Source organism: Hoeflea ulvae (genome assembly GCF_026619435.1).
Classification (GTDB): domain Bacteria; phylum Pseudomonadota; class Alphaproteobacteria; order Rhizobiales; family Rhizobiaceae; genus Hoeflea; species Hoeflea ulvae.
Genome location: NZ_JAOVZQ010000002.1, coordinates 97,011 through 120,715, shown reverse-complemented (window position 1 = coordinate 120,715; position 23,705 = coordinate 97,011). Strand labels below are relative to the sequence as shown.

Sequence of the window (23,705 nt, the reverse complement as noted above, 5' to 3'; positions counted from 1 at the left end):
TCAGGCCTCCTTCCGGCTTGCGGCAATGCCCGGAGCGGAAACTTGTGCAGGCACATTGCCAAGCCGCAAGCGAATGACATGAATGAGTCCGGCGAGCCCCTCGGGGCGGGTCATGACCATGAGCATGAACATCAGGCCGAACCACAACAGCCAGGTCTCGGTGATGCCGCCGATAATGTCGCGGGCGACGAAATACAGGATCACGCCAAGCACCGGCCCCCAGAAACTGACCAGACCACCACCCACAAGCACCATCATCACGATCAGGCCGGATTGGTGCAGGCTCATGACGTCCGGATAGGCGCCTTCCTGGGCCATCGAGAACAGCCCACCCGCGAGACCGGCAAAGCCTGCGGACAGGGTGAAGGTCAGCCATTTGATCAGCCAGACATCATAGCCGACAAAGCGCGCGCGGGTTTCGTTCTGCCGGATCGCCTGCAGCACTCGCCCGAACGGAGCGTTGACCAGCCGCCACAGCACAACTGTGACGATTGCGAGGATCCCGGCGACGAACCAGTACAGCGAAACATTGTCAGCAAGGCTGAAGCGGATCGGTCCGAGCACAAAATCGGGACGCGGAATGCCCAGCAGACCGTCCTCTCCGCCGGTGATCCCATGCAGCTTGATGGCGCTGAACCAAAAAATCTGGCCGAAGCCGATGGTCATCAGCGCATAATAGATGCCGCGGCGATGCGACAGGAACACACCGACGATTGCCGCGGCGAAAGACGCCGCCAGAATGGCGGCCAGAAGCCCGCCCCAGAGGCTGACCGTGACTTCCTGCTGGAACAGCCCGAAGGCATAGGCCCCAATGCCGAGATAGGCGCCATGGCCGAAGGAATGCAGTCCGATATAGCCAAACAGCAGATTGAACCCGAGCGCGAAGATCAGCCAGATCGCGACCTCGATTCCCAGATACTGGTAAAGCCCGACGGCCGGCAGCCAGAAAGGGGCGGTGGCAAGTGCGACCATGAACAGGCCAAACGCCGGGGTCATGGGTGACCCGCCACGGGCGGGAATATCGCTGAGAGTGATCATGCGCATCGGCTAGTTCTCCAGGGCGGATTTGCGGCCCAGGAGCCCGCGGGCACGGAAACCGAGGATGGCAATCAACAGCAGATACATCGACAGCATCGACCAGGCGGGCGCATAGGCGCCGGTGATGCCAACCGACAGTCCGACAAGGATCGCGGCGATGACTGCGCCCCAGAAGCTGCCGACCCCGCCCATGACGATAATCAGAAAGGCCGGAATGATGACGTCGACACCGATATGCGGCCGCAGACCCCAGATCGGCGCCATGACGACCCCGGCAAGTGCGGCAAGCGCTGCGCCGAAGCCGAACACCAGCAGCCGCAGCTTCGACAGATCATAACCAAGCGCGCGGACCATCTCGCTGTCATGAGCACCAGCCTTGATCGTGGCGCCATAAGGTGTCCGCTCGAGAAACAGCCAGACCAGTCCGATGGCGAGGATCGCAAAACCCGCGGCAAAGAATTTGTAGGTCGAAAAGATCAGTCCGCCCATGAAGAATGCGCCGTTGATGGCGCGCGGAACAGTCAGACTTTGCTCACCCGTGCCCCAGGCAAGGCGGATCAGCTCTTCAATCACAAGTGCTGCGCCAAAGGTGAGAAGCAGACCGTAAAGCTGTGGCTTTCCGTAGGTCGGGCGCAGGCAAAGCTCCAGCACCATGCCGGCAAAGGCCGCAAGGAACGGGCCAACGACAACCCCTATTGCATAGCGTGTGGCGATCGGCAGGTCTCCCCACCAGACGCCAAACGCACTGGACCCGAACCAGCCGCCGCCGATGGTCGTCATGGCGAAATAGGCGCCGAGCGCGAACAATGCGCCATGGGCGAGGTTGATAACCTCCATCACGCCGACGATCAGCGTGAAGCCGAGCGCAATCAGGGCAAACAAGAGCCCGAGTGTGAGCCCGTTGAGTATGTGGGGAATGAGTTCGATCATCGAGATCCTCTTGTGCCTGTAACGGCAGGAGGGTGAAACAATGCGTGGCCGGGCCGGACAGTCTGCCGGCCCATCGCCCGGCCACGCAATTTTCCGCCGCGTCAGGCGTCGAAGGTCGGCGTGTCGTCGTAGCTTTCCAGCTTGCAACTGCCGAGACTGTCCTCGTCACGCACATCTTCAGGCGCGGAACTGGTCAGGATCTTGAAGATATCATCCTCTTCCGTCGGTGCGGTATTGCCTGTTGCCAGGTAGATCGACTGCTGCACCTGATGGGTGTTCGGATCGATCACCGCATCATGGTGCTGCATCCGGCTTTCCGCAGACATCACATGACCTTCAAGCTGCTTGATCACGGCGATGTTGTTTGTGGTGCCGGCCCGCTCGATGGCTGAGATCAGGTTCTTCGTCGCCATGTAGCCATTGTAGAAGACATTGCCGGGAACGCGCATCGAGGTTTCGGGATACATCGCCTGATAACGGCCGACGAAATCCTTCACCCCCGGCAGGTCCAGCTTGTAGTACCAGGTCGTCCCGAACACACCGAACAGGTTGTCGGCAGGCAGGCCGTAGATATCGGGCCAGTCCTGCTGGTTGTTGATCCAGGCGATCTTGTCACCCATGCCGAGCTGCGCCACCTGCTGGCGCAGCGCGATCTGGTCATCACCGCCAACCGCAGCCGCAACCACATTCGGGTTGGCCTGCTGAATTTTCAGCAAAGCTGCGGTGAAGTCGCGTGTTCCCTGAGGCACGAGGATCTCGTCACTGACGGAGCCGCCATACTGGTCAATCAATGCGCGGGTGGCGCGCGCCGTGTCATGTCCCCAGACATAGTCATTGGTCAGCAGCATGAAATCGCCGCCATAGGCATCGATCGAGTTCTTGATGGATGCTTTGGAGAAATTGGCGCCGTTGCCATCCCAGACGAACTTCACCCGATGGCAGTTTTCACCCGATTCCGTCGGCGAGGACGAGTTGGTGTTGAGGTAAATCACGCCATAGCGCTGCGCCACCTGGCTGATCGCATTGGCCACGCCCGAGCTGACAGCACCGACAAGAAAGCCGCACTCCTCGCGGGTGATCATCCGCTCCGCCACACGGCTCCCCGTCGCAGCGGTTGTCTCGGTGTCGAGATGTGTCGTCTCGATCTGGCGCCCGAGAACGCCGCCTGCCGCATTGGCTTCGGCCACGGCCATCAGCATGCCGCGACGGTCGGAAGCGCCTGAATTGGCATATTGCCCGCTGGCGTCCGAGGTGAGCCCGATGCGGATCGGTTTGTCGGTCGCCTGCGCGTAAACGCGATTATGGTGCCATGGCCCGTAAAATGCGGTGAGCCCGCCGGCTGCTGCGACCGTACGCAGCACACCCCGGCGCGTAAATTTCGAATTGGACATTATTTCCTCCCAAAAACGAGCCCGCTCCTGACGGGCGAAACAAGGTCTTCCGAGACCCTCCCCGAGAAATAGAAAACCTTGTCATTAGTGTTAAAAATATTTTCAATCATCGTCAAGAAATATATTTTCGAATAGTTCGAAAGCATTTTCGCACCTCGAATTTCGTGCTATGTGGTCGGGGATGAACATGAAAAGAGAGCCGTCCTTGTCTCAAAGCACTGAAACATTCGATGCCCTGAGGCAGCGAATTCGGGATCGATTTCCAACACTTAGCCCTCATCTTCAACGCATCGCACGTGCCTCGCTCGAGGAAACCAACGCGTTTGCCCTCAACACCACGCCAGTCATCGCGGCCGAGCTTGGAATCCAGCCTTCCACGCTGATCCGCTTCGCCAAGGAACTCGGCTATTCCGGGTTCTCTGATCTTCAGCGGGTGTTCAGGCAGCGTCTGATCGAGGGCCAGGTCAATGTCCGCAACGAAGTCCTGGCCCGCGATGAAGCGGCTGCGCCGCCCGACACGCGCACCATTTTTGATGCTTGCCTGCAGGCTCACATGGAAGCGATTGAGCGATTGGCGCGCGAGTGCGATACCGAGGCTCTCAACCACGCAATCCAGATGATGCGCCAGGCCGGGCACGTCTATGTTGCCGGCCTCAGGCGCTCACGCCCGATCGCTGAGTATTTCACCTACGGCATGATCCGCGGTGAAAAGGCCTGTTCGTCGCTGGATTTCTCAGGCGGCATGGCCGGCCCCCAGATCGCCACCATAAAGCCCGATGACGTGCTCTTTGCCATCGCCTTTCCGCCCTACTCCCAGCCGGTGGTTGACGCTGTGCTCGATGCCCATGTCTCAGGCCGTCGGATCGTCGCGATGACCGACAGCGCCGAAAGCCCCTTGGCGACCTACGCGGAAGTCGCGTTGCTGCTCGGCGCCGACACCGCCACCCAGCTGCAGCCGATTTCGGGCGCCATTGCACTGGTGCAAACCCTTGTAATGGCGATCACCCGGCCCTTGAAGGCAGGTGATTGAAATCGCTGAAAGATGAACTCGGGGCAGCTTCAGGAAGTCCACCTGGCCGCGCGTTTTCGGAAAAGCGCTCAAGGACTTCATGACGCGTTTGGGGACTTGATGGCGTTGAAATTCACACCCGGACATCTGCAGTGGTTTTTCCGGCTTCGACGCTCCCGGCCGCCACTGCCGGCGCCCAGCCAATAGGCCGCTCTTCAAGCCGAAAACCCGGCGGCAGTTGCAGAATGTTTGAAACATCTCATGGCCAGGCTGCATAGGTGCGGTCACCCTGCTCGCGCCGGTGGCGCAGGACATGGCGGTACTTGCCGGGGCTCTGCCCGGATTGCCGGGTGAAGAAGCGGTTGAAGTAGGCCGGATCGACAAAGCCGAGCCGGAAGCCGATCTGGCTGACGGGAAATCCGGTGCTGGCAAGCAGCTCGCAGGCATCGCGCATGATCTCGCGGTGCAGATAGGCTTGCGGGGACAAACCGGTCGCGCGCCTGACCGCCACACCCAGCCGGTCCCGTTTGGTGCCCAATGCACGGGCGTAATCCTCGACCGTCCAGTGTTGATGCTTGTGCACGCCGGCGAGCATGAGGAAGCGTTCGGCAAGCCCCTGCGGCGAACGCTCGTGAGAGACCAGGTTTGCGCCAAGCAAGCGCCAAAGGTGCAACAGGATCAAGCCGACGTAATGTTCCATGGCTTCGAAACTGCCTGGACCACTGGTCTGTTTTTCTGCGGCTATTCCCTCCACCAATGGCATGATCGCGTCATTTGCGCCGAGCGGTTGCGACAGGGCCTGCTTGAGGACGATCCCCATCCGGTCGGCAAGCAGGCTTTCGGGCAAGGCGCGGACCAGGGTCTGCTGGGGTGCAAGCATGATGATGCCTCTGGAGCCTGCCTCGGCTGTGAGTTCGGCAGCCTTGCCGGCAGGGATCCAGACCAGCCGGGGTGCTTCGGACTGTTGGGCCTCTTCGGGCATTTCAGGCACCAGCGTCACGTTGAATCTGCCCGCGAACAACAGCACCAGGCACGCCGATCCGGCCGGCACGCCGTATCCAACCCGCGTCTGCGGGCTCTTGATACGCAACAGGGTCAGAAGCGATCGACTGTCGCCAGCAGGGGGGCTGATGTTTGTCATGGTGACAATTTCCGGCATGTGCAGCAAGAATGCAATCAATAGTACAATTCTTAGCCGCAAAAGTGCATATTCATGGGCCGGGTGCTGATTGATAATCCTATCAAGCCGAGAACGGGAGTTCGGCTGAAGCACGGCATTTTCGGGGAGAAGCATCCGCTTGTTCGAGAACATGCCGCCATTTGGGAGGAGCACTAATGACCATTACCCGACGTAACACCCTGCGCGCGCTCGCATCAGGTGTGGCAATGACCATGCTTGGGGGTGCCAACCTGGCATATTCAGCCGATGAGCCGATCAAGATCGGCTATGCCGTCGCCAAGACCGGGCCCAACGCGACGGGTGCCGGCATCACAACCATCCCCAATTATGAATTGTGGGTGAAGGACGTCAACGCGGCCGGCGGACTGACGATGCCCGACGGTTCGCAGCGCAAGATCGAGGTCATCGAATATGATGACCGCTCGTCCAATGAAGACCTGGTCCGGGCCATCGAACGTCTGGCCACCAAGGACAAGGTCGACCTGATCCTGCCGCCCTGGGGCACTGGCTCGAACCTCGCCATCGCACCTTTGATGGACCGGTTCGGCTATCCCCAGCTCGGTGTGACCGCTGTGACCGACAAGGCACCCGAATTTGCTGCAAGATGGAAGCGCAGCTACTGGATGCTTGGCGGCGGGCATGATTATGCCAAGGGTCTCGCCGATGTGCTGAAAGCAGCCGTTGCGGACGGCACGATCAACAGCAAGGTCGCCATCGTCTCGGTTGCCGACGGCTTCGGCATCGATCTTGTCAACGGCGCCCGCCCGGCTTTCGAGGAAGCCGGCCTGGAGATTGCCTACGACAAGACCTATCCGCTCGGCACCTCTGACTTTGCCGCCCTGATGGCGGAAGCGCAGCAGAGCGGCGCCGACAGCTTCGTCGCCTTTTCCTATCCGCCGGACAGTTTTGGAATGACCAAGACCGCTCAGTCGATGGGTTACAATCCAAAGGTGTTCTATGTCGGGGTCGGCGGCGCGTTCCCGATCTACGGCAAGATTGCCGACGGAAAGCAGGAAGGCGTGATGTCGATTGGCGGCGTCGATGCGGCGTCCCCGGCGATCAAGGACTATTTTGCCCGCCACACGGACAGCGCCGGCGCACCGCCTGACAGCTGGGCCTCGGCGATCACCTACGCCTCGCTCGAGATGCTGGCGCAGTCGATCGAGCGCGTTGGCCTCGACCATGCCAAGCTGGCTGAAGAACTGTCGACCGGCACGTTCAGCACGGTCATCGGCGACGTCAAGCTGGAAGACAACCAGCTGCGCGATCTCTGGTGGGTCGGACAATGGCAGAACGGCACCTTTGTGGCCGTGAATCCTGCCGGCAAGCAAGGCGCCGTCGCTGCAGTTGTTCCCAAGCCGGACTGGTAAAACAACGCGCATCAGAAGGGCGGCCACGCTTGGCGGCCCTTCTTTTCCCGAAATCGACAAAGGCGGAACATCGCAATGACGACGCTTGTGCTCGGCCTGGTGCTGGGCGGCACCTATGCGCTGCTGGCGCTCGGGCTGACGCTGCAATACGGCATCGCCCGGATCATGAACCTTGCCTATGGCGAGGTGACATTGCTCGCCGCTTTCGTTCTGGTCTTCCTGTTCCAGTCGGCGGGCCTGTCGCCGCTGATCTCGATCCTGCTGATCGGTCCGGCCGGCTATCTGATGGGCTCGCTTCTCTATGCCGTGATGATGCGGCCGCTGGTGCAGCGGGCGGAGGGAAAAACCGGCAAGCTGGAAGTGGATTCGATTCTCGCCACATTCGGGCTGCTGTTCGTCCTTCAAGGCATCATGCTGGTGCTGTTTGGCGCCAATTTCACGTCGATTTCCTATCTGGACCAGGGCGTCGACGTGTTTGGCGTCTCTGTTGCGCTGAACCGGCTGATTGCCTTTGCGATCTGTCTTGTCGCCGGCCTTTCGCTGGTCGTGCTGCTCGCCCGCAGCCGTTGGGGGCTGATCCTGCGTGCAGTGGCGTTGACCCCGGGTTCGGCTCCGCTTGTCGGCATTGACGTCAACAAGGTCAGCCGCCAGGGCTTTGCGCTCGGCACCGCACTGGCCTCGATCGGCGGCGCAAGTGTTGCCATGTACCAGACCTTTTCGGCCAATGATGGTGTGGTTTTCACCATGAAGGCGCTGATCATCGTCATCATGGGCGGGGTCGGCAATGTCGTCGGCGCACTTGCCGCAGGCTTTGCCCTGGGATTGGTGGAAACCTTCGTTGCCACCATGTTCGACCCCGGACTGACACTCGCCGCCACATTTTCGATCTTTCTCATCGTCCTGATCTGGCGTCCGCAAGGCCTGTTCGGGAGGCGCTCATGATCCGTCCGGCCTTCGCCCTTCTGGCGCTTGCGGTGCTCGCAATCGTGCCGCTGTTCGTGTCCGACTACGAACTGGGCTTGATGATCGGCATGGCCACCTATGTGGCGCTGGCGTCAGCCTGGGCCTTGTTTTCAGGCCATACCAATTACATCTCGCTGGCGACCGTGGCTTTCTACGGAACCGGCGCCTACACCGTCGCCGTGCTCAACGAGTCCCTGCCTTACCCGGTGGTGATATTGTGTGCAGGCCTCATCGGCGCCGCAATGGCGTTGCTGGTGGGACTTTCCACCTTGCGTCTTTCCGGCATCTATTTCGTGATCTTCACCTTTGGTCTGGCCGAACTGGTGCGCCAATTGATCACCTGGTACGAGGTGACCATCACCGGCACGCTGGGCCGTTACATCTTTCTCGACCTGACCGCGCGCGACATCTACTGGCAGATGCTGGCGCTGGTGGCGATTGCCATCGGCCTGACCGCATGGATCAACCGGTCGCGGCTGGGGCTGGCGCTCCGGGCAATCGGTGATGACGAAGTGGTTGCGGCCCATTCGGGGATTCCGCTGGCGCGTACCAAGCTGTTCGCCTTTACGCTTTCGGCGACGCTGATCACCCTTGTCGGCGCTGTCGCCTCGCCGCGCTGGGTCTATGTCGAACCGCTGATCGTGTTCAATCCCACCGTCAGCTTTCTCACGGTGATCATGGCGCTTCTGGGCGGCGCCAACAGGTTGTGGGGACCGTTGGTGGGTGCCATTCCGCTGTTCCTGCTGTTTGAATGGCTGTCGGTCAATTTCCCCGATACCTATCCGATCTTCCTCGGACTGATGTTCATCGCGGTCGTCTTCGTTCTGCCAAACGGCATTCTTGCCGGACTGGACAATCTGCGGGCGTCACTCAAGCGGAGCAAGTCATGACCCTTTTGCAGATCGACAAGATCGCCCGGAATTTCGGCGGACTGAAAGCCGTGGATCAGGTTTCCTTCGACATCGAAAGCGGCACGATCATGGGCCTTCTGGGACCCAACGGCTCGGGCAAGACCACATTGCTCAACCTGATCTCCGGTTTCCTCTCACCGTCGGCGGGCAGGATCGTGTTCAACGGACGCGATCTGGCTGGTGCCAGGCCCGACAAGATCGCCCGCGCCGGTATCGCCCGGACGTTTCAGCTGGTCAGGATCCTGCCGTCACTGACGCTGCTGGAAAATGTCATGCTGCCCGCAGTCTTCGGCCACCGTTCGCATTGGGGCAAGGACGCCGACCGGGTGGCGCGCGCCGCACTGGACAAAACCGGGCTCGGTGATCGCGCCGCAGCAAGCGCAGGCGACCTCAATTACATCGACCAGAAGCGGCTGGAACTGGCGCGCGCGCTGGCGGCCGAGCCCGAGCTGTTGCTTCTTGACGAATGGCTCGCCGGTCTCAACCCGACCGAACTGCAGGAAGGCATCGGCCTGATCCGCTCGCTGTCGGGTTCGGGCATTTCGATCATCATGGTCGAGCACATCATGGATGCGGTGCGGGCGCTGTGCCCGCGCTGCGCGGTGATGAACGCAGGCAAGCTGATCGCCGATGGCGAGACAGCCGGTGTGCTGTCAGACAAAGCCGTGATTGCGGCCTATCTGGGGGACACGGCAGATGCTTGAAGTTCGCGATATCAGCGTCATTTATGGCAAGCATGTTGCCATCGATTCGATCTCGCTTGATGTCGGCGAGGGCGAGATGGTGGCGATCCTGGGCGCCAATGGTGCGGGCAAATCCTCGTTGCTGGGCGCCATCGGCGGCCGAATCAGACCGGCAGGCGGTCAGGTGCTGTATCACGGCCGCGACATTCTCGCATTGCAACCGCATCAGGTGGTGGAACATGGCATTGTCATCGTGCCGGAAGGCCGTGGCATCTTTCCGCTGTTGTCGGTTGCCGAGAACCTGAAGCTCGGGGCGCTGCCAAAACGCGCCCACGCCGATGCCAGGAGAAATCTGGATCTTGTTCTGACGCTCTTTCCCAGGCTGGCCGAACGCCAGACCCAACTGGCGGGAACCATGTCGGGCGGCGAACAGCAAATGGTCGCCATCGGCCGCGCCATGATGTCGGCGCCAGAGCTGCTGCTGCTTGATGAACCCTCGCTCGGACTGGCTCCGATCGTGGCGCAGGAGGTGTTTGCGGCCTTGGCCAAGATTGGCGAGACAGGCATGACCATCGTCATTGTCGAACAGAACGCCCGCGCCACACTGGCGCTGGCCGACCGCGCCTATTTGATTGAGACCGGCTCGATTACCGGCTCCGGCGCCGCATCCGATTTGCGCAGCGATCCGGCTGTCATTCGCGCCTTTCTGGGCGGAAACAAGAACTCCACAACGAGGCACAGCACCATGAAAAATCTTGACCTCTACATCGACGGAAAGCACGTCGCCGCGTCCAACAACGCCACCTTCGAGCGGAAGAACCCGGTGACCGGAGAAACCGTGACGATTGCGGCGGCGGCGTCGCTTGACGACGCGGCCAAAGCGGTTGACGCCGCAGCCAGGGCGTTTCCGGCCTGGTCGGAAACCGGGCCGGCGGAGCGGCGCAAGATGCTGCTTGATGCGGCGGCGTCTCTTACCGGTCGCGCCGATGATATTGTGAAGGCCATGGGCGAGGAAATCGGCGCAACCGAGGGCTGGGCCCGGTTCAACGTCATGCTGGCGTCGAACATGCTGATCGAGGCCGCTTCGCTGACCACGCAGATCAAGGGCGAAATCATTCCGTCAAACCGGCCGGGATCGATGGCGATGGCTGTTCGTCAGCCTGCGGGCGTGGTGCTGGCCATGGCGCCGTGGAACGCCCCGGTCATTTTGGGCATACGCTCGATCGCCACGCCTCTGGCCTGCGGCAACACCGTGGTGATGAAGACGTCCGAATTGTGCCCGCGGACGCACGCCTTGATCATCGAGGCGGTGGCGCAGGGCGGCCTGCCGGACGGCGTGCTGAACGCGATTTCCAATGCACCCGAAGATGCGCCGGCTCTGGTCGAGGCGATGATCGCAAACCCGGCGGTGCGACGGATCAATTTCACCGGTTCGACGCGGGTCGGCAAGGTGATCGGCGAACTGGCGGGCCGCCATCTCAAGCCGGCATTGCTGGAACTTGGCGGCAAGGCTCCGATGATCCTGCTCGAGGATGCCGACGTCGATGCGGCAGTCGCTGCGGCCGGTTTCGGCGCCTATATGAACCAGGGCCAGATCTGCATGTCGACCGAACGCATCATTGTGGTCGGCTCGGTCGGCGACACGTTTGTCGAGGCGTTCTCGAAGAAGGTGGCGCAGCTCACGGCCGGAGATCCTCGCGAAGGCTCATCGCCGCTTGGCTCGCTTGTCAATCTCAGCGCGGCTGAACGGATCCGGGACCTGATAGAGGACGGCGTGGCCAAAGGCGCCAAACTCATTGCCGGTGGCGGCAAAGGCACCATTTTAAACGCCGTGGCGCTTGATTACGTCACTCCCGACATGCGGCTTTACACCGAGGAAAGCTTCGGACCGGTGGTCAGCATCATTCGCGCCGGTTCGGTTGACGAGGCTGTGCGGATTGCCAATGACAGCGAGTTCGGGCTGTCCTCGGCTGTGTTCAGCAAGGATATCATGCGTGCCATGAGTGTCGCCAAGCGCATCGAAAGCGGCATCTGCCACATCAATGGCCCGACCGTGCATGATGAAGCGCAAATGCCCTTCGGTGGTGTCAAGGCTTCCGGCTATGGACGATTTGGCGGAAACTGGGGCATTGCCGAATTTACCGAACTGAGATGGATCACAATTCAGGACGGCACCCCGCATTATCCGATCTGAAGGGCCTGGTTCTGTCGCAAACCGTCATTCTGGCCTCGATGGGACGCTTGCGAGCTGACCATCAAGCGGCCCGGATTTCGAATTGCTCAGCGATTGACGGGCGCGGATTATAGGCAAACCTCGCCTGCCGCTTGCGCATCATATGAACCATTTCGATGCTGACGAGTATGGCCCGGGCGCTCGCTATCGACTTGACGCCGAGCATTGAGCGGACCCGGAGCTTGATATGCCGATGGTCCTGCTATCCGGCTATTGAGATACTTCGTCCTACAGATGCGAATTGGTTTGGGCGAACGTCGCGTCCTGTCGCGGAGGCGGTCTTCTAGATCGCAGGCCACAATTGCCTCGTGATTTGTCTGGCTGCCGACCGGTCTCCACGTCCATCAGGCTTGACCACCCAGGAACTCGTCTGACTTGTAGTGGTCGCTTACAGTTTTGAGGGTTTCGATGAAACGATCGACATAGTCGCTCTTTTGGCCGGTTTCCGAAACGACGAGCGTGAGTTCAAATTCCGTCTCCGTGTCGAACCGCCGCACGATCCCTCCGCGCAAGCGATGAACATGCGCGGCGAACGAATCCACGATGGCTATTCCGCAGCCTCTTTCCACCAGCGCCCAGGTGCTCTTGCTCAGATGGACGCGCAGGCGCACCACAGGAGGGGGCGAGACGCTTGAAAGGGCCCGGTCAAGCATCAGACCCGATACGGAGGTTTCCGCATAACCGATCAGATGGCGTCCGGCCAGATCGCCCGGGCGGATGCACTGCTTGTCGCTCAAGGGGTCATTGACGGGCAGGAGGCAGTAATAGGGGAAACGGTCGCGCCACATCACGCGCGCGCCCACCGTCGGCTGGCGAAGCGAGACCAGCCCGAGAGCGTAGGACCCGCCGCGAACACGCGGAATGATGTGATTGCTGTGGGCGGACTGCAGATCGACACTTGTGTCGCTGAAATCGCTCGTGAGCTTTGCGACAATTTCGGGCAGCATCGTGGTCGCGATCACCGGCATCGCAGCGACCGTGACCGCGTCGATTTCGCCGCTGGCAATCCTGGCTACCTGCGCCTCTATTTCCCGCAGGCCGATAAAGGCACGATCAACCTCGGCGAGAAGGCCAAAAGCCTGTTTGGTCGGGGTTGCCCGATTTCCCCCGCGCTGGAAAAGCGTGAGCCCGGTCTGCAATTCAAGTTCGCGAATATGGCGCGACACCGCAGGTTGCGAGATTCGCAGCCGCTGGGCTGCGCCGATGAGCGAGCCGTACAGCATGACTTCACGAAAAACTTCCAGCGACCGTTGGCTCAGCATAACTTTTCCGGATGCAACCTTCAGATAATGATATTTGACTTAGGCTTAGCACACTGGCTAGCTGCTCATCTATACCACCTTGGAGGTTTTCCGACAGAAGAAGACCGAGGTCGAACAGCGCATCCCGCGCACCGCGCGGCATTCAGAAATCAGCCCAAATTCGGAGGTTAAAGCAATGAAAAGAACAAGACTAGCGCTCATGCTGCTCACAACGGCAATGGGACTGGCCGCTGCCCAGCCGTCCTTCGCGGAAGGCACATTGAGATACGGAATGGCTGCCCAGGATCTGGGCACGATGGACCCGCATCGCGCGACCACCACGCCCGACAAGCCGATCACCGGCTGGCTGTTCAACGGACTTGTTCGTTTCAAGCCCGGCTCCGACGATATCGGCGCCCTGGAGCCTGATCTGGCAGAAAGCTGGGAAAGCAGCGACGACGGACTGGTCTGGACCTTCAAGTTGCGCGAGGGCGTCAAGTTTCATCATGGTTTCGGCGAAGTGACAGCTGATGACGTGGTGTACTCGCTCGACCGAAGCGCCAATCCCGACACTTCGGCCTTCTCCTCCGATTATCGCGCGATCGACAAGATCGAGGCGGTGGATCCGATGACGGTGCAGATTACCCTCAAGCAGCCGGTGCCATCCTTGCTGGGCCTGGTGGCCAATTACCACGGCGGCAACATCGTCTCGAAGAAGGCGGCCGAGGAACGCGGCGCCGACTTCGCAACTCAGCCGGTCGGCACCGGACCGTTCATGGTGGAAGAATACGTCCCGCAGGAACGGGTGACGTTCGTCGCGAACCCGGACTATTTCCGGGGCGCGCCCAAGCTTGACGGCATCGAGTTCCGCTACATTCCGTCCGACTCCTCCCGGGACCTGGCTCTGAAGGCCGGAGAGCTTGACGTTTCCTATGGGCGTCAGGATCAGGAATGGATCAACTCCATCAAGGGGGCTGAGGGTTTGGTCGTCGACATCATGCGGCCGGCCGAACTGCAGCAGTTCCACCTCAACACAAGTTCGGCGCCGCTTGACAACATCGAGGTCAGACGTGCCGTTGCCACGGCTCTCAATCGTGAGGAGTACATCCAGTTCATCGGGGAAAGCCTGGCGCAGCCAGCGGGTTCGGTCATACCCAATGGCAACCTGGGCTGGGACAACTCAACCCCCATTTACGGCGAAGGCAATGCCGAGGCGGCTGCCAAGATGCTGGCCGATGCCGGGTTTGCGGACGGGATTTCGCTGAAGATGGTGCAGACGTCGCTTCCCACCATGCTGGGCGTGGCCCAGGTGGCGCAAGCCCAGTTGGCGCTTGCGGGTATCGATCTGCAGCTTGATGTGGTCGATCACCAGACATTCCACGCGCAGATCCGCGAGGACCGCTCTCAGATTGTGTACTACTCGGCCGCGCGCTTCCCGGTCGCCGATGTGTTTCTGAGCCAGTTCTTCCACTCGGATTCCATTGTTGGCACCCCCACGGCGTCGATCAACTTCTCCCATTGCGACGTGGCGGACGAGGAAATCGTCAGCGCACGCTCGGAAACGGATCCGGCCAGACAGAAGGAACTCTGGGCATCCGCGCAGAAGAAGATCATCGAGAACATCTGCGCCGTGCCGCTGTACGAGCAGCTGATCGCCTACGGACGGCGCAGCAATGTGGACTGGGGCTACGAGTTGCAGGCAGAGATGCATCTCGGACCGGTGGTCACAGAACTGACCGAACTCAAGTAACCCAAGCGAAAGGCGAGATCATGCTTCGCTATGTCGGCCAGCGGCTTCTGACACTGATACCGACGCTTATCGCAGTCCTGACTCTGGCCTTTGTGTTGGTGCGCATCGTCCCGGGCGATCCGGCCCTGATCATCCTGGGTGATCAGGCCACGCCCGAGGCGATCGCGCGGTTTCACCAGGCCACCGGTCTCGACCTGCCGATCTGGCAGCAATATCTCGCCTTCCTTTCACAACTCGCCCGGGGTGACCTCGGCGCGTCGATGATCTCCAACCGTCCGGTTCTGACCTCCATCCTCGAGGTCCTTCCCTATACCCTGGAACTGTCTCTGGCGGGCGTGTTCGTGGGCGTCACGCTGGGCGTGCCGCTCGGCGTCATCGCGGCCCGGTCCAACGGGGGATGGGTCGACTGGGCGGTTCGGATTTTCACGCTTGGCGGGCTGTCCTTTCCAGCCTTCGTCTCTGCCGTAATGATGCTGCTGGTTTTTTCCGTTTGGCTGGGGTGGTTTCCGGTGATTTCGTCAGGCAAACCATTTTCCGATCCGATGGGCAGGCTGATGTCGCTGGCCTTGCCTGCGCTCAATCTGGGGCTGGTGATGATGGCCTATGTAGCGCGCGTCACCCGCGGCGGCATGATGAACATCATGCGGGCGGATTTCATCCGGACAGCCAAGGCCAAGGGCGTCCCCGCCAGCCGCATCGTCTGGAAGCATGCCCTGCGCAATGTCCTGCTCGCCGTCGTAACCTTCACGGGGCTCTATTTCAGCGTTCTGATCGGCAACTCGGTCCTGACCGAGATCGTCTTCAACAGGCCGGGCCTTGGCAAGCTGGTGATCGGGGCGCTGGAGCGGCGCGACTACACGTTGTTGCAGGGACTGGTCGTGGCCTATGCGATCCTGGTTGTGCTGGTCAATGCATTGACCGACCTTTGCTACAGGTTTGCCGATCCGAGGGTGAAGACCGGATGACCGACATGACCAGCGCCACTCACCCCGCTCGCAAGTCCCGCAGCCCCGGCTGGATCGCCATCTGCATCGGCGCCACGATCATGATCATCGTGCTCCTGGCAGCCGTGTTCGCGCCGTTCATCGCGCCGCATGACCCTTATGCCCAGTCGATGCTGGCGCGTTTCCGTCCGCCATCGGCAGACTACTGGCTGGGCACCGACCGGTTCGGCCGCGACACCTTTTCACGCATACTCTACGGATTGCGGATCACACTCTGGACAGCTCTCGCGTCGACCGTGCTGGCGATGGTGGCGGGCACCGCCGTCGGCATCCTGTCGGGCTATTACGGGGGCCGCATTGATCGCTGGATTTCGGCCGCCAACGATCTGCTGATGAGTTTTCCGCAAATGGTGGCCGGCATTATCATTGTCGCGCTGTTGGGTCCGGGGATCACCAATCTGATCATCGCCATTGCGATCACCGCCTTTCCGGCTTTTTACCGGATGGCGCGCTCGGCTGCCCTTGCCCTGCGGGACCGCGACTACATCGATGCCTGCCGGGTGCTGGGCTATTCGGACTCGCGCATCGTGTTCCGTCATATCCTGCCTGAAACGCTCGATGACATGATCATTGTCGCAACGCTCTGGCTTGCGACCGCCGTGCGCACCGAAAGCTCGCTGGCCTTTATCGGCCTCGGGGCTCCACCGCCGGCGGCGACCCTGGGTGGTCTGGTGCGCGAGGGATTTGACAACCTCCTGGATTATCCAGGGCTCGCCATCTGGCCTTCGGTCGCCATCCTCGTGGTGATGATCGGTCTCAACCTGGTGGGTGACGGGCTTCGAGATGCCAATGATCCGAGGGCGTCGGCATGAGTGTGCTCAGTGTCGAAAACCTTCGCACCACGCTTCGGCTCGACGAACGTGATTGCCACGCCTTGCGAGAAATCTCGTTTGAGGTCGCTGACGGGGAAACCCTTGCAATCGTCGGCGAAAGCGGTTGCGGCAAGAGCCTGCTCGCCATGTCTATCATGGGACTTCTTCCCTCCGTCGCCGCGATCACCGAAGGCCGCGTTATCCTCGATTCCGTCGCGATCGAAGCACTGCCGGAAGTCCGGATGGAGAAGATCCGAGGCGCAAGGATCGGCATGGTGTTCCAGGAGCCAATGACGGCGCTTAACCCTGTCCTGAGCGTCGGCGAGCAGATCGCCGAGCCGCTGCGTGATCACCTCGGTATGGGCAAGCGCGAAGCTCGAACCGCAGCGATTGCCTTGATGGAGAAAGTGCGGATCCCGTCTGCCGCCAGCCGGTACAATTCCTATCCGCACGAGTTCTCCGGCGGCATGCGCCAGCGTGTGGTAATTGCGCTGGCGATCGCATGTCACCCCCGTCTGCTGATTGCGGACGAACCGACAACGGCGCTCGATGTGACCGTACAGCGCCAGATTCTCGATCTTCTCGATCTTTTGCAGGGCGAGGGAAAGATGGGCATGCTGCTCATCACCCACAATCTGGGGATCGTGGCCGGTCACGCTGACCGCGTCGTCGTGATGTATGGCGGCGATCTGGTTGAATCCGCGTCCGTCCAGGAGCTTTTCCGCCGTCCCGCGCACCCCTATTCCCGCGCGCTTCTCGCCAGTTTGCCCAGGGTCGACCGGGATTTGTCGGAACTGGCCTCGATTCCGGGAAGGGTGCCATCCCTTCCGAGCATGCCGGATGGATGCCGGTTCATGGACAGGTGTCCGCATGCGATGGAGATATGCCACAAGATGCCGCCGCCGGTCACGCTGGAAGGCACGCCGGACCATACTGTCCGCTGCTGGCTGCACGTCAATGGAGGCGACAATGCTTCTTAGTGTCGATGACCTGCGTGTGACCTATTCAATCCGCAGGGGCTGGCCCGTGCCGAGGACCTATCCGCTGAAGGCCGTGGATGGGGTGAGTTTCAAAGTCGACGAAGGCGAGGCGCTCGGCATCGTCGGCGAGAGCGGCTGCGGAAAGTCCACGGTCGCGCGTGCAATTCTGCGGCTGGTCAAGCCCAGCGGCGGCACAGTGGTTTTCAACGGAACCGACATTTCCCAAATGGCTGTGCGCCAGTTGCGGCATCTGCGTCCCAAACTGCAGATGATCTTCCAGGATCCTGCGGCGTCGCTGTCGCCCCGGATGCGCATCGGCGACGCGCTCGCGGAAGCTATCCGCGTGCACAAGATCGCTTCGGGTGCAGCCATCAATGGGCTCGTGCACAGCGCGTTGAGCGAAGTCGGTCTGCCGCCGGAAGCCGCCAGCCGTTTCCCTCACGAGTTCTCTGGCGGCCAGAAGCAACGGATCGGCATCGCCCGGGCTCTCGTTCTTTCACCCAGCATGATCATCGCCGACGAGCCGGTCTCGGCGCTTGATGTTTCGGTTCAGGCCCAAATTCTCAACCTGATGGCGCGCCTGAAAAAGGAACGGAACATAGCCTTCGTTTTCATTTCCCACGATCTCGGCGTTGTCCGTCACTTCTGTGAGCGGACCGCCGTGATGTATCTGGGGCAGGTGATCGAGAGCGGGGCCACGCGGGCGGTCTTCGACGCGCCGGCTCATCCTTATACCCGGCTGCTACGCAGCGTGTCGCCAGTGCCGGATCCGGAATGGGTGGCCAGTTCCCAAGTTTTGGAAGGCGAGCCGCCTTCACCGCTCGATCCGCCCAGCGGATGCCGGTTTCATCCCCGATGTCCCTTTGTAACAGAGCGATGCCGCTCGGAAACGCCCGTGTTGCGACCGGTGATGGGGCGGCTTGTCGCCTGCCACCACGCGGAATCGCTTCCGCCGGTGGAGGCATGACCATGTCACGCGATGTCATCCACTCCAGCCACTGGGGCGCATTCTACGCACGGAAAGACCGCGATGGGCTGAAGCTTACGCCGCACGAGGGCGATCGCGCACCAAATCCGATGCTGCAAAACTATCGCAACGCCCTGGATCATCCCGCGCGTGTGCTCCGGCCGGCGATCCGGGAAAGCTGGCTCCGGTACGGCCCGGGTCCGCGCCCGCGCCCGATCGGTGAGCCCTTCGTCGAGGTGAGCTGGGAAAAAGCCTCCGAACTGCTGGCGGGTGAGGTGAAGCGCGTGCGAGCCGACTTCGGCGCGGCGAGCGTGTATGGCGGATCTTATGGCTGGGCCAGCGCGGGGCGCTTCCACCATGCCCAGAGCCAGATCCACCGGTTTCTCAACAGCGTGTTCGGGGGCTATGTCACCGGGGTGAGCAGCTATAGCGCCGGTGCGTCCGCGCCGTTGCTGCCTAGACTGATCGGCAGCTTCGGCGAGATCTCGCGAAACACCGTTTCCTGGAAACAGGTTGTGGCAGAAACAGAACTCATCGTCAGTTTCGGCGGCATGCCGCCGCGCAACTCGGCCATCGGCAATGGCGGCGTCAGCGATCATATCGAACATGATGCCATGCGCCGGATATCGGCCCGCGGCGGGGTGTTTCACCTGGTCTCGCCCATTTGCGACGACATGCCGGCCGACATCGGCACCGTGTGGCATCCGATACGGCCGGGCACGGACACCGCGCTCATCCTGGCGATGGCTTTCGTGTTGCAGGATGAAGGTCTTGCCGACACGAAGTTCCTGAAAACCCATTGCGTGGGCTATGAGCGATTCCGCGAGTACCTGGTCGGCGCCACCGACGGTGGCCCGAAAACGCCGGCATGGGCGGAGGCAATCACCGGCATTTCCGCCGAAACGATTGCGACACTCGCGCGCGAACTCGTTCGGCGAAAGTCGCTGATTTCCGTCGCGCACGCGATTCAGCGCGCGGAGTTCGGCGAGCAGCCGCTCTGGGCGGCCCTTGCTCTGGCGTCGATGGTCGGACAGATCGGTCTGCCCGGTCGCGGATTCACCTATGCCTTCGGGTCGCTTGCCCATACCGGACGCCAGAAGGTCGCGGTTCCGATACCGGTCATGCCGCAGGGGAAGAATAGCTGTTCCGAGTGGATACCCGTTGCATCGATTTCCGACATGCTGCTCAATCCCGGGGCGCCGTTCAGCTTCATGGGACAGGAGCGAACCTTCCCGGACATTCGCCTGCTGTGGTGGGCCGGGGGAACCCCTTTCATCACCATCAGGATCTCCATCGTCTGTCGCAGGCGATCGGTCGGGTCGATACCTTTGTTGTGCAGGAACAGGCCTGGACCGCCACTGCGAAGTCCGCCGACATCGTCTTGCCGATCTCCTTCTCGCTTGAACGCTCGGACTTTGGCGGTACCCGCAATGATCCGCGTCTGTTTGCGATGCAGCAGTTGTGCGAACCGAGAGGCGAGGCGCGTTCCGACCACGAGGCGCTGGCGGCCGTGGCCGAAGCGATGGGACCGGAAGAACATGCAGGATTTACCGAAGGCCGCTCGCCGGACCAGTGGCTGCGCCATCTTTATGAGCCGACCCGCAAGGCGCTTGAGGAACGGGGCCTTGATGCGCCGGATTTCGATGAGTTCTGGCGCAGGGGGTGGATCGATCTGCCCTGCGAGGCTGACAGCGGCGGGTTCCTCGAAGCCTTTCGCAAGGCGCCTGTGGACCGCCCTCTCGGCACGCCCAGCGGTAGGATCGAGATCTTCAGCCAGGAAATTGCCGCCTACGGCTATGATGATGCGCCCGGCATGCCCGTTTGGCGTCCGCATCTGCGCGCACCCGATGCGCGATACCCATTCCATCTGATTGCCAATGCGCCTTCGACGCGGCTTCACAGCCAGCTGGATTTCGGGGAAACCTCTTGCCGGGCAAAGGTGGCTGGTCGCGAAAAGCTGCGGTTGAACCCGGCCGATGCCTCGGCGCTCTCACTGAAAAATGGCGACGTTGCGCGCGTGGAAAACGATTGCGGCGCCTGCCTCGCAGGCGTCGAGATTACCCCGAGCGTTCGGCCCGGCGTCGCGCACCTGCAAACCGGAGCCTGGTTCGACCCCCAACCGGATCCCGAAGGGACGGCACGTGTCTTCTGCGCGCATGGCTCGGCAAATGTGCTTACGCCCGACAAGGGCACCTCGCAATTGACGCGGGGCTGTACCGGCCAGGTCAGCAGGGTCGCCGTGCGCAAATGGACAGGTGCCCTGCCGCCCGTGCGCGCCTTTGATCCCCCCTGTTTTGTCACCCTAGAAAGAGAAGGAACCGGCGATGAGTGATGCGCACCGCAACCGAGAACTTGCGGAGAATGTGAGGATCGAGACGCGCGCCTGGATAGACGGCGCTGCGGTTCCCGCGCGTTCCGGGAAGACCTTTGCGACCCTCAACCCTGCCACCGGCGCCCTGTTGGCCGAAGTTTCCGCCTGCGACGGTGCGGATGTCGATCATGCAGTCAGGGCCGCGCGCAGGGCCTTTGATGACGGCGCATGGTCGCGCTGCGACCCCGCGCAGCGCAAGGATGTCCTGTTGCGGTTTGCCGCATTGTTGCGCGAGCGCGGCGAGGAGCTGGCACTGCTTGAAGCGCTCGACAGCGGCAAGACCATCCGGGACTGCCGCAATGAGGTGGCGCACGAGGTGCCGCATTTCTTCCAATGGTACGCCGAAACCATCGACAAGACATTTGGCCGCGTGGTGCCGACCGGGCCGGAGGCGTTCTCGATGATCGTCCAGGAGCCGATCGGCGTGGCGGGTCTCATCGTTCCGTGGAACTTTCCCCTGCTGATGGCGGCGTGGAAGCTGGCGCCGGCGCTGGCCACGGGCTGTTCCGTGATTCTCAAACCGGCCGAGCAGTCCTCTCTAACGGCTCTGCGGCTTGGAGAGCTTGCAGCGGAAGCCGGCGTCCCCCCCGGAGTGCTGAACATTCTCCCGGGTCTTGGCGAAGTCGTCGGACAGGCGATCGGACGACACCCGGATATCGACACGGTGTCCTTCACCGGTTCGGGCGAAGTCGGCGCGTTCCTGCTCGGCTATGCCGCAGAGACCAACATGAAGCCTGTCGGCCTGGAGCTGGGGGGCAAGAGCCCGTTCATCGTGCTTGAACAGGCGCGTATCACCGACGAGATGATCGAGGCCTCGGTGATGGCGGCGTTCTGGAACGGCGGTCAGAACTGTTCCGCCAATATGCGCCAGATCGTTCATCGCAGCCGCTATGAAGAGTTTGTGGAACGGACCCTGGAACGGGTGAAGAAGCTTCAGGTGGGTGACCCCCTCGATCCGGCCACGGACATGGGAGCGATGATCACTGCCGAGCATCGGGACCGGGTCGCAGGCTATCTGAGGTCGGGGGTCGAAGAGGGCGCGCAGGTCCTGCTCGGGAGCGCGGACCTGGACGACAGTCCCGGCTTCTTTCTCAAGCCGACAATATTCGACGGCGTCACGCCCGGCATGAAGATCGCCAGGGAGGAAATCTTCGGGCCGGTCATGGGCCTCATGAAGGTTGACAGCGATGACGCTGCCTTGAAGCTGGCTGCAGATACGGAGTTCGGCCTTCATGCCTCTGTTTTTACCCAGGACATTGACCAGGCGTTCCGCTTCGCCCGTGCGTTGCCTGTAGGCACCGTCTCGGTGAATTGCTTCTCCGAAGGTTCGGTCGCGACCCCCTTTGGCGGCTATCGCAGATCAGGATCGCTTAGCCGCGACAACGGTCTGGAAGCGCTGGCGCAGTATCAGCAGACCAAGACCATCTGGATAGGTTTGGAGACCGGCAAATGACCCTTTCAGTACCGGTCGCCGCCTTTGAGGGCGACGCCACGCTTCCGCTCTCGGCGGATGTCGTCGTTATCGGCGGAGGCATTGTCGGCGTCATGACAGCGCTGGAGCTGGCAGAAGCAGGGGTGTCGGTTGCTCTTTGCGAGAAAGGGGTGATCGCTGGAGAGCAATCCAGCCGCAACTGGGGATGGGTGCGCCAGATGGGACGGGAAGAGGCTGAACTGCCGCTGGCCAGCGCCTCACTGGCACTCTGGCGCGTCATGGATACACGGATCAAGGGAACAACGGGATTCCGGCAGGCAGGAATCACCTATGCAGCCTTTACCCGGCGCGATGCGGACCACTGGATGCGCTGGCACGAGATCGGCAATCGATACGGTATCGAAACCACCCTGTTGAACAGTGAGCGGGTGAAAGCCGGAACTCCCGAGCTGGCGGGTGACGTGCGCATGGCGCTGTGGTCGCCGCAAGACGGCTATGCCGAACCCTGGTTGGCCGTTCCCGCCATGGCACAGGCGGCGCGCGGGGCCGGTGTCGCGGTCGTCACCCAGTGCGCCGTCCGGTCTCTCGATATTGAGGGGGGACGCGTGACCGGTGTCGTCACGGAACGCGGCCGCATCCGCGCGCAGAAGGTGGTGATAGCCGCGGGCGCATGGAGCCGCACCCTGCTTGGCAATCACGACATCGACTTCCCCCAGTTGCGGCTCATCGGCACGGTTGCGCGCGTTGTCGGTGCGCAGGGCCTGCCTGACCATCCGTTCGGGACCGAAAATTTCTCCTTTCGTCCCCGCCTTGATGGCGGCCATACACTGACCCTGCGAAACGCCAATATCGCCGAGATTGTCCCTGACAATTTCCGCCTGTTTCGCCAGTACCTTCCCAGATTGATCGAGAACTGGCGGGAATTCCATCTGCGTATCGGTCCCTCGTTCCTCAAGGACCTTTCGCTTTCAAGACACTGGGACGCGGACAGGCCGACGATCTTCGAAGCGGTGCGCAGCCTTGATCCCAGCCCGTCGAAACCCTTCCTTGAGCGTGCGGTCAGGAATGCCAGCAAGGTCTTCCCCCAATTCGCGCATGCGCGCACAACTCACGCTTGGGCCGGTGTCATGGATGTGACGCCCGATGCGGTTCCCGTGGTCGATCAGATCCCGGGCCTGGCAGGTGCCTATATTGCTTCCGGCTGCTCCGGACATGGTTTCGGACTTGGCCCGGGATTGGGGCGGCTTGCGGCCGACATGCTTCTCGATCGCCCTCCGATTGTTGATCCGAAACCGTTTCGATGGAACCGGTTCACATCATCGAAGACAGCGGAGCCTGGCTCTTCTGACCGTTCCCCCGCCTCCGGCCCAGAGGCGCCCGACCGCAGTGCGTCCTCATGAATGTCCCGGCGGATGATTGGTGTCGGCGCGGGCCCGCACA

General features: G+C 61.6%; 19 protein-coding genes and 3 pseudogenes. 16 read left to right on the top strand and 6 right to left on the bottom strand.

Features of this window, described 5'->3' with window-relative positions:
- From OEG82_RS24115 to OEG82_RS24105, 3 genes are all read right to left on the bottom strand, one after another.
- Nucleotides 1-1,044 (bottom strand): branched-chain amino acid ABC transporter permease, encoded by a 1,044-nt coding sequence (locus tag OEG82_RS24115; RefSeq protein ID WP_267615152.1) that lies wholly within the window; start codon nucleotides 1,042-1,044, stop codon nucleotides 1-3.
- A 3-nt stretch (nucleotides 1,045-1,047) separates the two neighbouring features.
- Nucleotides 1,048-1,968, bottom strand: a complete 921-nt coding sequence (locus tag OEG82_RS24110; RefSeq protein ID WP_267615151.1) for a branched-chain amino acid ABC transporter permease — start codon at nucleotides 1,966-1,968, stop codon at nucleotides 1,048-1,050.
- Nucleotides 1,969-2,069: 101 nt separating this feature from the next.
- Nucleotides 2,070-3,359, bottom strand: coding sequence for an ABC transporter substrate-binding protein (locus tag OEG82_RS24105; RefSeq protein ID WP_267615150.1), 1,290 nt, complete (start codon nucleotides 3,357-3,359; stop codon nucleotides 2,070-2,072).
- Nucleotides 3,360-3,528: 169 nt separating this feature from the next.
- Between OEG82_RS24105 and OEG82_RS24100 the strand changes: the two genes are divergently transcribed.
- Entirely contained in the window at nucleotides 3,529-4,389 is an 861-nt protein-coding gene (locus OEG82_RS24100; RefSeq protein ID WP_267615149.1) for a MurR/RpiR family transcriptional regulator, read from the top strand.
- A 238-nt stretch (nucleotides 4,390-4,627) separates the two neighbouring features.
- Here the strand turns inward: OEG82_RS24100 and OEG82_RS24095 are convergent, their stop codons facing one another.
- Nucleotides 4,628-5,509, bottom strand: a complete 882-nt coding sequence (locus OEG82_RS24095; protein ID WP_267615148.1) for a helix-turn-helix transcriptional regulator — start codon at nucleotides 5,507-5,509, stop codon at nucleotides 4,628-4,630.
- A 194-nt stretch (nucleotides 5,510-5,703) separates the two neighbouring features.
- On the opposite strand from OEG82_RS24095, the gene OEG82_RS24090 reads away from it, so the two are divergent.
- From OEG82_RS24090 to OEG82_RS24065, 6 genes and pseudogenes are all read left to right on the top strand, one after another.
- Nucleotides 5,704-6,918, top strand: a complete 1,215-nt coding sequence (locus OEG82_RS24090) for an amino acid ABC transporter substrate-binding protein (RefSeq protein ID WP_267615147.1) — start codon at nucleotides 5,704-5,706, stop codon at nucleotides 6,916-6,918.
- A 69-nt stretch (nucleotides 6,919-6,987) separates the two neighbouring features.
- Nucleotides 6,988-7,860 carry a branched-chain amino acid ABC transporter permease gene (locus OEG82_RS24085; protein WP_267615177.1) on the top strand — a complete coding sequence of 291 codons (873 nt, stop codon included), beginning with the start codon at nucleotides 6,988-6,990 and terminating at the stop codon, nucleotides 7,858-7,860.
- The gene (locus OEG82_RS24080) at nucleotides 7,857-8,771 is read left to right on the top strand and encodes a branched-chain amino acid ABC transporter permease (RefSeq protein WP_267615146.1); all 915 of its coding nucleotides are present in this window, start codon (nucleotides 7,857-7,859) and stop codon (nucleotides 8,769-8,771) included. The genes OEG82_RS24085 and OEG82_RS24080 overlap by 4 nt, the downstream gene beginning before the upstream one ends.
- A complete protein-coding gene (locus OEG82_RS24075; protein WP_267615145.1) occupies nucleotides 8,768-9,496 on the top strand; it encodes an ABC transporter ATP-binding protein in 729 nt (242 codons plus the stop codon). The genes OEG82_RS24080 and OEG82_RS24075 overlap by 4 nt, the downstream gene beginning before the upstream one ends.
- Nucleotides 9,489-9,962, top strand: a pseudogene (locus tag OEG82_RS24070) (ABC transporter ATP-binding protein); the annotation flags it as partial. The gene OEG82_RS24075 and the pseudogene OEG82_RS24070, both read left to right, overlap by 8 nt.
- 258 nt (nucleotides 9,963-10,220) lie before the next feature.
- Entirely contained in the window at nucleotides 10,221-11,669 is a 1,449-nt protein-coding gene (locus OEG82_RS24065; RefSeq protein WP_267615176.1) for an aldehyde dehydrogenase, read from the top strand.
- Nucleotides 11,670-11,730: 61 nt separating this feature from the next.
- On the opposite strand, the pseudogene OEG82_RS24060 reads toward OEG82_RS24065, so the two are convergent.
- Nucleotides 11,731-12,034 (bottom strand): annotated as a pseudogene (locus OEG82_RS24060) (DDE-type integrase/transposase/recombinase); the annotation flags it as partial.
- A gap of 18 nt (nucleotides 12,035-12,052) precedes the next feature.
- Nucleotides 12,053-12,970, bottom strand: a complete 918-nt coding sequence (locus OEG82_RS24055) for a LysR substrate-binding domain-containing protein (RefSeq protein ID WP_267615144.1) — start codon at nucleotides 12,968-12,970, stop codon at nucleotides 12,053-12,055.
- Nucleotides 12,971-13,241: 271 nt separating this feature from the next.
- Here OEG82_RS24055 and OEG82_RS24050 point away from each other — a divergent pair, with 271 nt between their 5' ends.
- From OEG82_RS24050 to OEG82_RS24010, 9 genes and pseudogenes are all read left to right on the top strand, one after another.
- Nucleotides 13,242-14,699, top strand: coding sequence for an ABC transporter substrate-binding protein (locus OEG82_RS24050; RefSeq protein WP_267615143.1), 1,458 nt, complete (start codon nucleotides 13,242-13,244; stop codon nucleotides 14,697-14,699).
- Nucleotides 14,700-14,719: 20 nt separating this feature from the next.
- Entirely contained in the window at nucleotides 14,720-15,664 is a 945-nt protein-coding gene (locus OEG82_RS24045; protein WP_267615142.1) for an ABC transporter permease, read from the top strand.
- A 5-nt stretch (nucleotides 15,665-15,669) separates the two neighbouring features.
- Nucleotides 15,670-16,515, top strand: coding sequence for an ABC transporter permease (locus OEG82_RS24040; protein ID WP_267615141.1), 846 nt, complete (start codon nucleotides 15,670-15,672; stop codon nucleotides 16,513-16,515).
- On the top strand, nucleotides 16,512-17,495 hold the full coding sequence (locus OEG82_RS24035; RefSeq protein WP_267615140.1) for an ABC transporter ATP-binding protein: 984 nt from the start codon (nucleotides 16,512-16,514) through the stop codon (nucleotides 17,493-17,495). The genes OEG82_RS24040 and OEG82_RS24035 overlap by 4 nt, the downstream gene beginning before the upstream one ends.
- The gene (locus OEG82_RS24030; protein ID WP_267615139.1) at nucleotides 17,485-18,462 is read left to right on the top strand and encodes an ABC transporter ATP-binding protein; all 978 of its coding nucleotides are present in this window, start codon (nucleotides 17,485-17,487) and stop codon (nucleotides 18,460-18,462) included. The genes OEG82_RS24035 and OEG82_RS24030 overlap by 11 nt, the downstream gene beginning before the upstream one ends.
- Nucleotides 18,351-19,921, top strand: a pseudogene (locus tag OEG82_RS24025) (molybdopterin-dependent oxidoreductase); the annotation flags it as partial. The gene OEG82_RS24030 and the pseudogene OEG82_RS24025, both read left to right, overlap by 112 nt.
- A complete protein-coding gene (locus tag OEG82_RS24020; RefSeq protein ID WP_425497671.1) occupies nucleotides 19,913-20,794 on the top strand; it encodes a molybdopterin dinucleotide binding domain-containing protein in 882 nt (293 codons plus the stop codon). The pseudogene OEG82_RS24025 and the gene OEG82_RS24020, both read left to right, overlap by 9 nt.
- Nucleotides 20,787-22,286 carry an aldehyde dehydrogenase gene (locus tag OEG82_RS24015; RefSeq protein WP_267615138.1) on the top strand — a complete coding sequence of 500 codons (1,500 nt, stop codon included), beginning with the start codon at nucleotides 20,787-20,789 and terminating at the stop codon, nucleotides 22,284-22,286. The genes OEG82_RS24020 and OEG82_RS24015 overlap by 8 nt, the downstream gene beginning before the upstream one ends.
- The gene (locus OEG82_RS24010; protein ID WP_267615137.1) at nucleotides 22,283-23,665 is read left to right on the top strand and encodes an NAD(P)/FAD-dependent oxidoreductase; all 1,383 of its coding nucleotides are present in this window, start codon (nucleotides 22,283-22,285) and stop codon (nucleotides 23,663-23,665) included. Before OEG82_RS24015 ends, OEG82_RS24010 begins: the two co-directional genes overlap by 4 nt.
- The last annotated feature ends 40 nt before the right edge of the window (nucleotides 23,666-23,705 follow it).

Bases quoted from the DNA above. Each gene is read 5' to 3' on its own strand.
- OEG82_RS24065 (WP_267615176.1), top strand. From the start codon at position 10,221: ATGAAAAATCTTGACCTCTACATCGACGGAAAGCACGTCGCCGCGTCC.
- OEG82_RS24075 (WP_267615145.1), top strand. From the start codon at position 8,768: ATGACCCTTTTGCAGATCGACAAGATCGCCCGGAATTTCGGCGGACTG.
- OEG82_RS24030 (WP_267615139.1), top strand. From the start codon at position 17,485: ATGCTTCTTAGTGTCGATGACCTGCGTGTGACCTATTCAATCCGCAGG.
- OEG82_RS24105 (WP_267615150.1), bottom strand. From the start codon at position 3,359: ATGTCCAATTCGAAATTTACGCGCCGGGGTGTGCTGCGTACGGTCGCA.
- OEG82_RS24095 (WP_267615148.1), bottom strand. From the start codon at position 5,509: ATGACAAACATCAGCCCCCCTGCTGGCGACAGTCGATCGCTTCTGACC.
- OEG82_RS24080 (WP_267615146.1), top strand. From the start codon at position 7,857: ATGATCCGTCCGGCCTTCGCCCTTCTGGCGCTTGCGGTGCTCGCAATC.
- OEG82_RS24100 (WP_267615149.1), top strand. From the start codon at position 3,529: ATGTGGTCGGGGATGAACATGAAAAGAGAGCCGTCCTTGTCTCAAAGC.
- OEG82_RS24115 (WP_267615152.1), bottom strand. From the start codon at position 1,044: ATGCGCATGATCACTCTCAGCGATATTCCCGCCCGTGGCGGGTCACCC.
- OEG82_RS24055 (WP_267615144.1), bottom strand. From the start codon at position 12,970: ATGCTGAGCCAACGGTCGCTGGAAGTTTTTCGTGAAGTCATGCTGTAC.
- OEG82_RS24050 (WP_267615143.1), top strand. From the start codon at position 13,242: ATGGCTGCCCAGGATCTGGGCACGATGGACCCGCATCGCGCGACCACC.
- OEG82_RS24045 (WP_267615142.1), top strand. From the start codon at position 14,720: ATGCTTCGCTATGTCGGCCAGCGGCTTCTGACACTGATACCGACGCTT.
- OEG82_RS24040 (WP_267615141.1), top strand. From the start codon at position 15,670: ATGACCAGCGCCACTCACCCCGCTCGCAAGTCCCGCAGCCCCGGCTGG.
- OEG82_RS24010 (WP_267615137.1), top strand. From the start codon at position 22,283: ATGACCCTTTCAGTACCGGTCGCCGCCTTTGAGGGCGACGCCACGCTT.
- OEG82_RS24015 (WP_267615138.1), top strand. From the start codon at position 20,787: ATGAGTGATGCGCACCGCAACCGAGAACTTGCGGAGAATGTGAGGATC.
- OEG82_RS24110 (WP_267615151.1), bottom strand. From the start codon at position 1,968: ATGATCGAACTCATTCCCCACATACTCAACGGGCTCACACTCGGGCTC.
- OEG82_RS24035 (WP_267615140.1), top strand. From the start codon at position 16,512: ATGAGTGTGCTCAGTGTCGAAAACCTTCGCACCACGCTTCGGCTCGAC.
- OEG82_RS24020 (WP_425497671.1), top strand. From the start codon at position 19,913: ATGCAGCAGTTGTGCGAACCGAGAGGCGAGGCGCGTTCCGACCACGAG.
- OEG82_RS24090 (WP_267615147.1), top strand. From the start codon at position 5,704: ATGACCATTACCCGACGTAACACCCTGCGCGCGCTCGCATCAGGTGTG.